This window comes from Effusibacillus consociatus, from assembly GCF_042652925.1.
GTDB lineage: Bacteria > Bacillota > Bacilli > Tumebacillales > Effusibacillaceae > Effusibacillus > Effusibacillus consociatus.
Genome location: NZ_JBHSHC010000082.1, coordinates 1 through 11,001 on the forward strand (window position 1 = coordinate 1; position 11,001 = coordinate 11,001).

The 11,001-nt window shown below is 41.1% G+C and carries 16 protein-coding genes and 1 pseudogene; all 17 read right to left on the minus strand.

The window, feature by feature from the left end:
* Positions 1 to 446 precede the first annotated feature (446 nt).
* A pseudogene (locus ACFO8Q_RS09815) lies at positions 447 to 595 on the minus strand (SgcJ/EcaC family oxidoreductase); the annotation flags it as partial.
* A 25-nt stretch (positions 596 to 620) separates the two neighbouring features.
* Complete coding sequence (locus ACFO8Q_RS09820; protein WP_380025596.1) at positions 621 to 878, minus strand: SRPBCC family protein; 258 nt, start codon at positions 876 to 878, stop codon at positions 621 to 623.
* A gap of 103 nt (positions 879 to 981) precedes the next feature.
* Positions 982 to 1,785, minus strand: coding sequence for a prolipoprotein diacylglyceryl transferase (gene lgt, locus ACFO8Q_RS09825; protein ID WP_380025597.1), 804 nt, complete (start codon positions 1,783 to 1,785; stop codon positions 982 to 984).
* A gap of 7 nt (positions 1,786 to 1,792) precedes the next feature.
* The gene (locus ACFO8Q_RS09830; RefSeq protein ID WP_380025598.1) at positions 1,793 to 2,161 is read right to left on the minus strand and encodes a YidH family protein; all 369 of its coding nucleotides are present in this window, start codon (positions 2,159 to 2,161) and stop codon (positions 1,793 to 1,795) included.
* 78 nt (positions 2,162 to 2,239) lie between these two features.
* Positions 2,240 to 2,800 (minus strand): class I SAM-dependent methyltransferase, encoded by a 561-nt coding sequence (locus ACFO8Q_RS09835; protein WP_380025599.1) that lies wholly within the window; start codon positions 2,798 to 2,800, stop codon positions 2,240 to 2,242.
* A gap of 22 nt (positions 2,801 to 2,822) precedes the next feature.
* Positions 2,823 to 3,083 (minus strand): metal-sensitive transcriptional regulator, encoded by a 261-nt coding sequence (locus ACFO8Q_RS09840; protein ID WP_380025600.1) that lies wholly within the window; start codon positions 3,081 to 3,083, stop codon positions 2,823 to 2,825.
* 99 nt (positions 3,084 to 3,182) lie between these two features.
* Complete coding sequence (locus ACFO8Q_RS09845) at positions 3,183 to 3,386, minus strand: thioredoxin family protein (protein WP_380025611.1); 204 nt, start codon at positions 3,384 to 3,386, stop codon at positions 3,183 to 3,185.
* A gap of 130 nt (positions 3,387 to 3,516) precedes the next feature.
* Positions 3,517 to 4,470 carry a thioredoxin-disulfide reductase gene (trxB, locus tag ACFO8Q_RS09850; protein ID WP_380025601.1) on the minus strand — a complete coding sequence of 318 codons (954 nt, stop codon included), beginning with the start codon at positions 4,468 to 4,470 and terminating at the stop codon, positions 3,517 to 3,519.
* A gap of 75 nt (positions 4,471 to 4,545) precedes the next feature.
* A complete protein-coding gene (locus ACFO8Q_RS09855) occupies positions 4,546 to 5,985 on the minus strand; it encodes a multicopper oxidase family protein (protein WP_380025602.1) in 1,440 nt (479 codons plus the stop codon).
* Positions 5,986 to 6,106: 121 nt separating this feature from the next.
* Positions 6,107 to 6,355 (minus strand): DUF3231 family protein, encoded by a 249-nt coding sequence (locus tag ACFO8Q_RS09860; protein WP_380025603.1) that lies wholly within the window; start codon positions 6,353 to 6,355, stop codon positions 6,107 to 6,109.
* A 345-nt stretch (positions 6,356 to 6,700) separates the two neighbouring features.
* Positions 6,701 to 7,882 carry an MFS transporter gene (locus ACFO8Q_RS09865; protein WP_380025604.1) on the minus strand — a complete coding sequence of 394 codons (1,182 nt, stop codon included), beginning with the start codon at positions 7,880 to 7,882 and terminating at the stop codon, positions 6,701 to 6,703.
* Positions 7,883 to 7,977: 95 nt separating this feature from the next.
* A complete protein-coding gene (locus ACFO8Q_RS09870) occupies positions 7,978 to 8,349 on the minus strand; it encodes a peroxiredoxin family protein (RefSeq protein WP_380025605.1) in 372 nt (123 codons plus the stop codon).
* An 11-nt stretch (positions 8,350 to 8,360) separates the two neighbouring features.
* Positions 8,361 to 8,705, minus strand: a complete 345-nt coding sequence (locus ACFO8Q_RS09875) for a DsrE/DsrF/DrsH-like family protein (protein WP_380025606.1) — start codon at positions 8,703 to 8,705, stop codon at positions 8,361 to 8,363.
* A gap of 146 nt (positions 8,706 to 8,851) precedes the next feature.
* Positions 8,852 to 9,325, minus strand: a complete 474-nt coding sequence (locus ACFO8Q_RS09880; protein ID WP_380025607.1) for a DsrE/DsrF/DrsH-like family protein — start codon at positions 9,323 to 9,325, stop codon at positions 8,852 to 8,854.
* Between the two features lie 414 nt (positions 9,326 to 9,739).
* Positions 9,740 to 10,123, minus strand: a complete 384-nt coding sequence (locus tag ACFO8Q_RS09885; protein ID WP_380025608.1) for a DUF302 domain-containing protein — start codon at positions 10,121 to 10,123, stop codon at positions 9,740 to 9,742.
* Between the two features lie 25 nt (positions 10,124 to 10,148).
* The gene (locus ACFO8Q_RS09890; protein WP_380025609.1) at positions 10,149 to 10,433 is read right to left on the minus strand and encodes a metal-sensitive transcriptional regulator; all 285 of its coding nucleotides are present in this window, start codon (positions 10,431 to 10,433) and stop codon (positions 10,149 to 10,151) included.
* Between the two features lie 263 nt (positions 10,434 to 10,696).
* On the minus strand, positions 10,697 to 10,924 hold the full coding sequence (locus ACFO8Q_RS09895; protein WP_380025610.1) for a sulfurtransferase TusA family protein: 228 nt from the start codon (positions 10,922 to 10,924) through the stop codon (positions 10,697 to 10,699).
* Positions 10,925 to 11,001: the final 77 nt, after the last annotated feature.

Sequence of the window (11,001 nt, forward strand, 5' to 3'; positions counted from 1 at the left end):
AAACGTACGTTCTTATACCGAGAATATCAGAACATACGTTTGTAAGCAACACTATCTTTGAACTGAGCCTATTTTTAAAACATGTCGATCTTTAAAGACAATCACTTCCTGAATTTTCTGTCGCAACATTGAAATTAAGTATATCAGTTCTCCCTTCGTCTCTTTTTCCACGATTTGTGTCTCCACTTTGTGAGAAGATGCCATATTTTTGAACTAAAAACTTGAATCATTGAACAGTAATACCCGCGCTTTTTTCTTGAGGAAATTGCGGCATTCATTCATAGCAACACTCAAAATCCATGGTTTTAGCTTCTCGATGGAATTAAAGTCCTTTTGAATGAACGAAGAAGAAGGTTCACTTTTTTTATTTATAATTTCGATATCATATACGTAAGAAACCAGAAAAAGGAGTGTAAAAACTCATGAAACTAATCCAAACTGTGGACTCACTTAAGTAATTCTCTTAACTCTTCTGTCATTTGTTCAGCTAACTCAGGTCTTCCATGAAACTGAGCTGGGGTATCTGAAAAAGTTGGATACGCCAATTTCCTTCGGCTTTAACGGCAACTAGAGTGTGACATGTGTTGTGAAAGGGTCTTTTGAGAATAAATGATTTGTACCTAACCCGAATGACCTCTTCTTAAATTGATACCATATTCAAGAAAAGCCTTCATGCATAGAAGCATGTCAACCCAGCCTTGGGTTTGCTGTCCATAACTTTTGATACCTTCTTCGTTGCCTTCCCAACCATCCTCACGTACCTTTACCGATGTGGAGGTTGCATCCAGCGGGCTTAGCGTCAACTCTACAGCAGTTTCTACTCCGCTAGCAGACCATAAGAATCTGCTAACCTCCATTCTCTGCTTATTTCTCTTCATTGCCCTGCCTCCTTGTCACTACTAGTGTAATCAAAATACACTCTTAGTGTCCAAGTTCTCTAGGGGGCTAAAGAGAAACGACTACACTACCGAATATCCATGTTTAGGATTCCGTTTGACTTTGTTCACCTCTACGAGCAGGATGCATTTTCAAGTACACCATGAAACCAAATGCAATTACAATTACCGCCAGACTGGTCCATTGAGCGGCTGTCATTCCGAGAGTTCTCGCTGTGTCCCCACGAAGAAACTCTAGAAGAAACCGTCCAATGGAGTATAGGATGTTATAGAATAAAAAGACGTATCCGACCGGCCAATTTGTCTGCTTCAGAATCAACAATAGAGCAAAAACAACCATATCCCATTGACCTTCCCAAACCTCTGCCGGCCATAGTGGTTGTGATCCGTATGTATCATAAGCATAAGTACCTGGGGGATAAACAAGCCCAAAGTTACCACCGGTAGGCGATCCGAATGCATCCCCGTTCATGAGACAAGCCGCGCGTCCGATCCCTTGTCCGAAAATAATCCCCGGTGCCACAGTATCAGCAAAGTCCCAGAATGGCACCTTGTACTTCCAAGTATAGAAGGCACCTGCTGCAAAGCCGCCCACCAGTCCTCCCTGAATCGACATCCCTCCATGCCAAAGAGCAAATATCTCCAAAAGATTCTTCGCGTAATATTCCCATTCAAAAAAGAATACCTGCCAAAGCCGGGCACCAACAAGGGCCCCAATAATGGCATACATCGCCAGTCCCGAAACGTGTTGGACATATCTTCCTGCTTGCCGGGCAAAATAAATCGCCACTCCCATTCCCAATAAGATTGAGATGGCAACAATTAACCCGTAAGATCGGACTGGAAAGTCACCGATATAAAATAGAATCACTTGCATTTTGATCTTCATCCCCCTATTAATACAACAACAAAATAGCCACTATACTCATCAAAAAACTATTAATAAGCATCAGAGAAACAAAAATCAATAAAACAATCCCGTTTGGAGAACGGAATGTTTCATTATTAATCGCCCTTCGGTTTGCGTAGTAGTTTTTTGTAGCAAATGCAAACACTAGACTTCCCAAGAATACTGATCCAATTCCGACAAATGCGGCCACGGTATTGGTCAAGCGGGTGTATGGGGTGGATCGAAAGACTACTCCGGCTGCCAAAAATCCAAGGCCTACAATCGTGATGCTTGTCCGTATCCAAGCAAGAAAAGTCCGCTCATTAGCCAGATGTTGTTGGACGTACTTTGCATCGACCCTCGGTTCTTTTTCCATCTTTCTATCCTCCGCGAATTTGTTACATATGTAAAAACGCCCATGAAAAAATAAGGGCGTTTTGGCAAAACAAGTTCACTATTCTCCCAGTATCATATAATGGTTCGGATTCGGTCGAAAAATTTTCGTTTTAAATCCGATCGCCTGTATCTTTTTCTCCAGCACGGTTGCATCAAGCCGTTCTTCAACCGGAGGCCCGGATTCTGTCACTTTCTTTTCCCATTCAAACACCAGAAGCTTGCCACCGGAACGTAAGATCCTTTTGATCTCCATAAGGCCTTGTTGCAAATCTCCCACCTCGTGCAAGACGAACGCACAGAATACCTTATCGACGCTTGCATCGGGCAAGTCAATCTTCTCAGCGTCACTTTGTACCAATTTGATATTGGCAACTCCTTCTGCTGCTGACTTCTCTTTAATATAATCAAGCATTTGCGGCTCTACATCTACAGCATAAACTGTACCATTTGTCATCTTGGCAGCAGGAATCGTAAAAAAGCCCGGGCCGCAACCAATGTCCGCAACATCATCTTTCTCTTGAATATTCAATTCAGCGAGGATTTCAGTCGGCGGCAAGAGCGTACGGCGTTCAGGATTGTCCAATTTATGAATATTTTTCGGGTCAAATCGATGCGCCAATAAGATTCCCCCCCAGTTCAAATTAACGGCTCTTCACAAGTAAATCGACAGCTTCTTTAATCACTCTATCCGGATCATTTCCTTTCTCCAATTCAATACGGATACAAGCTTCCAAATTTCCTGCTACGACCAACCCGATTGCCCGATCAACAGCTGAACGGATCGCTGTGAGTTGGGTAACAACCTCTCGACAATCCTTGTTTTGTTCCATCATGCTTATAACTCCACGTACCTGCCCTTCAATCCTGCGCAGACGGTTTTTCATCGAATCCGTATATTCCATGTGCTTGCACCTCGAGATAAATAGTACCTTTATTATACCCCCTTAGGTATGTTGTTGCAACTTAATATACCCGTTTAAGAAGAACGGGCATGGTTAGCATTATTTTTCAATATAAGTCCGAATGTTTGTCTCCGGTTGGGCCCCAACCAGCGGATCAAGCGGTTTCCCTTGTTTGAAAAGAATCAATGTGGGAAGACCTAAAACACCGTATCTTTGGGGTAATGCCGGTTGATCATCTGAATCTACATACACAAAATTAACATTGGGATATTCTCTTTCAAGTTTTTCCACGACTGGACCCAGCCGTTTGCAGTAAGGTCACCAAACAGCCGTAAAAAATGCGAGAGTGGGTTTCTCAGATTGCAATAACTCATCAAACTTAGACTCATTTACAGTTTCCACGTTAAACCCTCCTATCGGCAGACTCTTCAATCTAACTCTTTAAAACAAGACTCCAATCATGAATTGCATTTCCTTCCAAGAACTTCTCGCAGTCAAGCGCAGCCATACACCCAGTACCCGCTGCAGTAATAGCTTGACGATACTTATGGTCCTGAACATCCCCACAAGCGAAAACACCAAGAACATTCGTTTCAGTCGATCCCGGCTTTACAGTAATATACCCCATTTCATCGGTTTGAATTTGTCCTTCCAAGAATCCTGTGTTTGGTGTATGTCCAATGGCTACAAAAAGGCCATCCGTTTCTAAAATTTCTTCGTTACCGGTTTCATTATTACGTACCTTCAGTCCTGTTACTCTGTTCTCAGCCGCTACCACTTCTATTGGTGTAGAGTTTAAGCTCCAAGTGATTTTATTGTTGTTGCGAGCTCGATCCTGCATGATTTTTGATGCCCGCAATTCATTTCGTCGATGTACGATACGAACCTCGGTTGCAAACTTCGTGAGAAAATTGGCTTCTTCCATAGCAGAATCTCCACCACCAACAACGATGACTTTTTTCCCTCGAAAAAAGAAACCATCACAAGTGGCACAAGTACTAACTCCACGACCTGTGTTTTCTTTCTCCCCGGGAATCCCCAACCTTTTTGCGGAAGCCCCAGTGGAGATAATTAGAGTTTCGGATTCCAAGTCGGCTTGGCCATCTACAAACACCTTAAAAGGACGTTTTGACAGATCCACTTTCCTTACCCAACCTTTTAGGAACTCCGCACCGAAACGCTCAGCTTGCTTCCGCATGTTTTCCATCAGATCAGGACCCATAATTCCCTCGGGGAAACCTGGAAAATTCTCAACTTCCGTAGTTAATGTCAATTGTCCTCCTGGCTCCATACCTTCTATAACTATTGGTTTCATATTCGCACGAGCCAAGTAAATAGCTGCCGTTAAACCAGCGGGACCCGTTCCTAAAACAATCACTTTATGCATGTCCTTCCTCCCAAAATGGTTTTGGAGTTAAAAAGCCTGAAAATATAGAGGAACCTTGAGCCATCCTCTGGTTTCTTATTTGACCTGAAATTGCCCCATCATCCCGGAATCTTCATGCTCAAGGATATGGCAATGGTACATGAAGATTCCTTTGTACTTAAAAGTTGCGATGGCCTTTACCGTTTCTCCTGGTTGGACAAGGATCGTATCCTTCCACCCGCGCTCATTTTTCGGTGGTTCTTTCCCATTACGCTCCAAAATCTGGAACTGAACCCCATGAGCATGAAACGGATGAGCCATGCCTCCCCCCATCATTCCTGTTGAGGCATTGGATATCTCCCAAATCTCAGTAGTGTTGATCTTTAGTTCTTCATCAATTCGTCTGGGATCCATTTGTTTTCCATTAATGTTCACCATATGTCCCATTCCCTGGAATACAAATTTTCTTGTAGTTTTTGCCGAAGACGGTTCAATTTTTGGAATAGAAGTAATGGATTTCGGGATAGTTACATTCTTGGTCGACTTATCCTTTACAATAAATTTCATTAGGTTTTCATCACGGTCTTGCAACTGAATTACTTCACCGGTTTTAAAATTTGAAAAGTCTACAATAATTTCCGCTCTTTCTGCCGGACCCAAATCCACTTGATTTAATCTTACCGGTGCTTCCAGAAATCCCCCATCAGATGCGATTTGCCAGAACTCACTTGTTTTCGTCAAGTGTAAGTTATATATTCTAGCGTTTGAACCATTCAGAATTCTAAACCTCACCTTTCCCTGCGGTACTTCAAGAAACGGATTGACAGCCCCATTGATAAGAACAGTGTCCCCCTGAAAACCATGCATGACATCCATCATTCCTAGGTCGTAAGGCATCCGTCCATCCTTGGTAAACCTTCTGTCCTGCAGAATCAAAGGAAAATCATTCTGTCCGTAATCCTTGGGGAGGTTCAACTTTTGGGAAACTTCATCCTCAATGTATATAAGACCCGCTAAACCCTTGTAAACCTGCGCTCCAGTTTTGTGGATAGGATGCGGATGAAACCATAGGGTTGCAGCAGACTGATTGATGGTAAATTGGGGATTCCAAGTTTCATTCGGTTGAATTCCGTTGTGGGGGCCCCCATCCATATCCCCCGGTAGTTCCAGTCCGTGCCAATGAACCGTGGTGGTTTCTCCAAGCAAATTTTTTAATTTGATTGAAACGGTTTCTCCTTTTTTTACCCGTATTACCGGTCCTAAATAATCCCCGTTGTAACCATAAGTTTCGGTTTTGATTCCTTTAATGAATTCCTTTGTTGAACGCTGTGCAGTCAAATTGTACTCCGCCAGTTCCGAAGAGGGATTTTGATCTTCCAGGATCTGGGGAATAAGTAAAGCTGTTTCACCTTTTGACGAAAGAAATATGCTACTAAGCCATCTTCTAGCAGGGATTACATTTGAAAAAAAGATACCAATAACTAAAAGCAACAGAATTCCCAAGAGAATTCCTCTAACTCGAAATTTGGATTTCAACTTAAACCTCCGTTCTCGCGTCAAGTAAATGCGGCAGTTAAACCGGCCGGCCCGTTCCAAGAACCATTACTTTATGCATGTCTTACCTCCCAAAATGGTTTTGGAGTTAAACCTTTATCACCTAAGCCTTAAAATATGGAGGAACCTTGAGCCATCCCCGTTTTTCCATCAATTGTTTCATCGTTACTGACCAAGTCACTTGCAGGATTTGATATTTAGCAAACATAGCTGCCACATCGGCTCTTGTAGACTCAGAAAGCCCTCTGACTGCTATTTGAATTCCAATAACAGTAGCCCAAACTATCTGATTGGCAATCTCATCATCTGTAAGTTTTCCGCCTTCTGGAATCTGAAGAAGTTCACTATACAATGGTTTTTCGGGAGAAGATTGTGGTAATGGGACACCTTCATTTCGAAGAAAATCCGTAGTTCCTGTTTCATTGGTTTATGAACATTGTTAATTAAGTCCTTTATTTTCTCTTTTAACTCCTCATCTTGAGTAATGTTATAAGCAATTTGATCGTTACGGATCGTTTGCTCAACGCCTGCTAAGTAGCACCAAAGATGATAAGCTTCCCCAACATGTAAAGGTCGTTTTTCTCCATCCAAAAAGGCTCAATCGCGTCTTTCATCACTTCGAAAATATTTATAAAAACCACCTCCATCCGTATCAGAAATAGGTTTCACCTTAATGGAGCAAATATTCAATTCAAGTTTAGATATTTCTCTTATTCTCGACGAAAAACAAGGCATTACAACGATAGATAACAATCGGCAAGAAAAGGATAACAAATACTATATATACAGGAATGTTCGGGCCTTCATAACCCAAACCTAGCGCCATTAATAAGAAAAACAAAACTCTCCCTAGGTTTAACATGAACTCACGGATTACCAAGTAATGAGCACTTAATCCAATTCGACAATTATCAATTGAAGGACATGATAAATCCGAAATCCGATTGTAATGAACTACGGTTATTGGGAGCCAGATCATTGGAAGTGTCAACGCGGCCAATACATTAAAAGCCAAAACCGTCCATGCTTTAGGAAAAAAGATGATTAAAGCCGCTCCCGATAATAAGATTGTACCCGTTAAAGCCAAATACTTGCGATTCTTCGGCTTGCTGAACTTGCTCATCCAGTATCCCATTCCAATTCCAATAGTTGCAAACACACTGTTCCACAGACCGACCCGTGTTGAATCAGTCAAATAAAAAAATAAAAATACACTTGATGCGATCTGGATCCAACTTTGTAAAAAACCAAACCCGGTAATTGATAAAAGAACATTTTTATATTCTTGCCATACTTCTCGATACCTTAAATTCACTACTGTAAAATCGGTCTTTATTTTAGGTATAAAAAAGGTGAGCAAAACGGTAATCATGAGGATAGAACTTATAAGACTGAAGGCCCCTTTATACCCAAACCAAAACACTATAAAGGAAAACGTCAATGGAGTGACCAAAGAGACAAACCGATTTAACATCTGCTCTCTGCCAAAAAAAAGATCCCTTTCCTCCTTTCCAGTCAAAAAAAAGGAAATCAGATTAAACCCTGAATAATACATGCCTAAGCTGCTGCCATAAAGACTGCCCAATAAAAATAACCACTCTACAATTTCCTTCTCCCTAAACACAAGTAAGAGAAATAGGGTCAGCATGCACAAAATTGCCCCAGCCAACGAATATCGAATATTTCGCAACCGAATCACATACATCCCCAAAACAAACCCAATTAGTGTAAAAAGAGCGACGGTTAAATTGTATTGCCCTAAACGGCTGAAATTCTTGAATACAGACCAAAGATACAGGTTAATAAACAGATTGGAAAAAATAACAACTCCCAGAAAGGATCCATGCAGCCAGAGTAACCGTTTTAATTGACTGTGCATTTATAACACCGCCTTGACCTACACAGGGCCAGTTATAAAGAATTGTTGACAAACCATAACAGACCCGGTTTTACGGGTCTGTTACCGCTCTTGGACTAAAAATGAACAAATAAATCAGCGCTTGCCGCTTCATTTAAAATCCATTTGATTGGTTTGCTTTCAACAGGCAAATTTGATTCAACAAAGTCCTTATCAACAACAACCATTCTAACCCCACACTCAGAAGCGATATTCAACAATTCCTGAACAGTTGGAGCTCCAAAATCACTTAACGTGTTGGCCAAATATCCCCTTCCTGATGATGGAATCGGAATATAATTAGGATTTAGGATATCAACCCCGTCTCGTGCGAAAGCTAGGATCACTTCGGCACCAGAAGCGGCTGCCCCAACGGATATATTCAAAGGAGGATAGGCGGACTCCAGTTCACTGTGCAATGCCATCACAACGACTTTCTTGCGCTCCATTGCTATCCCCCCTAGTAACTTAGAACTGCATCGGCTTCATAGGCCAAATCCAGAAAAGTGGCAACCCCTGCACTCTCCACTCCTTCAATACACTGCATATCACAGGCTCCCATCACATTCATCTGGCAGCCAAAAAGCTTTATTCCTTTGCGTAATGCCTCTGCGAATAGAGGAACAATATTATATTGACCTTCCCGCGCCATCTTTTTTGCATATCTTTGATCGAGTACACGGGCTCCATCCAAATCGAAAAAAATGATTACCTCTTGTTCTGAAGACTTTTCGATTGCTTCTTGGAGAACAAAAGGGGCATTCTCGCTTTTTGTCACAAAATAAATGGTGCGTTTTTTGTGCATATAGACCACCGCCTAAATGTAATCGGAGAATTGAAATACCTGTATAGGTATATAAATTCGCAGATGATCTTCAGCATTTTAAGTTCCGCATCATATTGTTTGCTTAACAGCAATATTCCATTCTCTTCAAGATGGTTCATAAAAAATTATATAAATAAATTCAGTTTGCTTTGATCCGCTTCTGCCAAGTAGGTAGCTACTCCGGCATATTCAATTCCATCAACCAGTTCTTCCTCTGTTATCCCCAAAACATCCATAGACATCCTGCATGCAATGATTTTGACATCCAAATCTTTTGCTGTTTGTATCAATTCAGGCAGGGTGGAAATATTTTTCTTCTGCATCACATATTTCATCATTTTGGCACCCAGACCACCAAAATTCATCTTAGAGATTCCCAGTTTTTCTGGTCCCCGAGGCATCATTTTTTCAAACATTTTATCCATGAAACTTTTTGAAGTTTTAACATATTGATCTTTTCGAAGAATGTTCAATCCCCAAAAAGTAAAGAACATTGTGACCTCTTTCCCCATCGCCGCTGCGCCGGTTGCAACTATAAAACTTGCCATCGCTTTATCTAAATCTCCACTAAAAACAACGATTGTGCTTTTATCCTCCATAATTACCCCTCCTTGAAATAGTTCACTTTTATCAACAGCCTGAGAATCCATTATGAGAAACTTGAAATCCTTTGCTTAACCATGACTCAGAATAACTGATCTTAATCCCTTCTATATATGGAGCCAGTCCAGAATTGTAAATGAACTGTATTCCCCCAATTTCGACCTTTTTATCATGTTCTTCCATTGACTCTTCCAGAGCCATTCCATAATTAGGTCCGCCTCAGCCTACACCTGCAATGTAAAGACGGACCATTCTGCCAGGCTTATTGCCAATGATATCTTTTAATTTTTCAATAGCATCTCCTGTAACTTCCAACATAAATTCCCCTCTTTCACCACAAATCAAAATACCTACCCAGGTATATAAAAGAGTTTTTTATTGACGCCCTTTCAGGCGTCAATCGGTTTAAATTATTTTGCTTCATTTACAGCCTTTATCAAAGTTTCCTCTACGTTCTGCGCAATTTCTATTAAGGTCTGGTCATTCACCATTTGTATCATTGCAGTGGGCTTGGGTAAGCCGATTTTTGTGGTGCCGTTCTCTTCATAAACAACAACTTTGCAGGGAAGGAAATATCCTACCAAGCTGTTCTGATTCAATACGCGCTTAGCCTCTACGGGATTGCAGACCTCGAGTACCCGGTAAGGTTGAGTAAAGTCAACACCTTTTTCCTGCAACTTGGAAGGAATGTCCAATTGCCACAAGACCCCAAATTTATGATTTTTAAGACTTTCCTCGACAGCATGTACGGCTTCATCTACCGTTTTGTTGGTTTCAACAGTGTAATGAAACATATCCTTCACCTCAATTTCATTTTGTTTAACGACTCTTCATCAAGAGATCAATCCATTCCTGGACCACCTTTTCCGGGTTGTTGCCTTTTTGAAGTTCTTCGCGGATGCAAACTTCCATGTTGCTGGCTAATACTAAGACAATTGCACGATCCACAGCAGAACGAATGGCAGTCAACTGTGTAATCACATCCCGGCATTCTTTCTCTTGGTCAATCATGTTCAGAACACCACGAATTTGTCCTTCAATTCTCCTCAAACGATGTTTAATAGAATCATCATATTCCGTGAAATTATTCAGTGTATCTTTCATTTCTACTCCCCCAATCTCTGCAACTAACATTGCATAAATGCCCTATGGGGTATTTAGTTTCCTTTAAAAAAGGAGCTGGTTTAAGAACCATCTCTTTCTAATTTTGGTCAATTACTCAAGTTTTTATGCTCACATTACGTGGTTTATATGGGTTTTATAATATACCCATACGGGTATTATTATACACTGAAATCCTTGCATGTCAAGCACATTCAACATAACGTTTTTTTAAAAGGGGGCACCCGAACAGTGCCCCGCAACGATTACCCTTTTTTTACGAAGAATCTAAACACTCCATTGTCTTCTTCCATTTTAATCAACTCATGTTTGGTTTGTTTAACCCAACCTTGAAAGTCATTTACCGATCCTTTATCAGTTGTTTCAAGTTCCATAATCTGACCCGATTGCAAACTGTCAATCGCTTTTTTGGCTTTTACAATCGGCATCGGACAGGACAATCCTTTAGCATCCACAACAACATCAATGTTCATTCAAATATCCTCCTTGTATAGTAAGAGCAGCTGCCAATTTGGTTCACATAAAACCAGGCTGGAGTTGCTCTTTTAAA

What these genes read in the sequence shown, in the direction of transcription:
- ACFO8Q_RS09820 (WP_380025596.1), bottom strand. Translation starts at nt 878, where the DNA reads ATGAAGAGAAATAAGCAGAGAATGGAGGTTAGCAGATTCTTATGGTCT.
- lgt (WP_380025597.1), bottom strand. Translation starts at nt 1,785, where the DNA reads ATGAAGATCAAAATGCAAGTGATTCTATTTTATATCGGTGACTTTCCA.
- ACFO8Q_RS09830 (WP_380025598.1), bottom strand. Translation starts at nt 2,161, where the DNA reads ATGGAAAAAGAACCGAGGGTCGATGCAAAGTACGTCCAACAACATCTG.
- ACFO8Q_RS09840 (WP_380025600.1), bottom strand. Translation starts at nt 3,083, where the DNA reads ATGGAATATACGGATTCGATGAAAAACCGTCTGCGCAGGATTGAAGGG.
- trxB (WP_380025601.1), bottom strand. Translation starts at nt 4,470, where the DNA reads ATGCATAAAGTGATTGTTTTAGGAACGGGTCCCGCTGGTTTAACGGCA.
- ACFO8Q_RS09865 (WP_380025604.1), bottom strand. Translation starts at nt 7,882, where the DNA reads ATGCACAGTCAATTAAAACGGTTACTCTGGCTGCATGGATCCTTTCTG.
- ACFO8Q_RS09870 (WP_380025605.1), bottom strand. Translation starts at nt 8,349, where the DNA reads ATGGAGCGCAAGAAAGTCGTTGTGATGGCATTGCACAGTGAACTGGAG.
- ACFO8Q_RS09875 (WP_380025606.1), bottom strand. Translation starts at nt 8,705, where the DNA reads ATGCACAAAAAACGCACCATTTATTTTGTGACAAAAAGCGAGAATGCC.
- ACFO8Q_RS09880 (WP_380025607.1), bottom strand. Translation starts at nt 9,325, where the DNA reads ATGGAGGATAAAAGCACAATCGTTGTTTTTAGTGGAGATTTAGATAAA.
- ACFO8Q_RS09885 (WP_380025608.1), bottom strand. Translation starts at nt 10,123, where the DNA reads ATGTTTCATTACACTGTTGAAACCAACAAAACGGTAGATGAAGCCGTA.
- ACFO8Q_RS09890 (WP_380025609.1), bottom strand. Translation starts at nt 10,433, where the DNA reads ATGAAAGATACACTGAATAATTTCACGGAATATGATGATTCTATTAAA.
- ACFO8Q_RS09895 (WP_380025610.1), bottom strand. Translation starts at nt 10,924, where the DNA reads ATGAACATTGATGTTGTTGTGGATGCTAAAGGATTGTCCTGTCCGATG.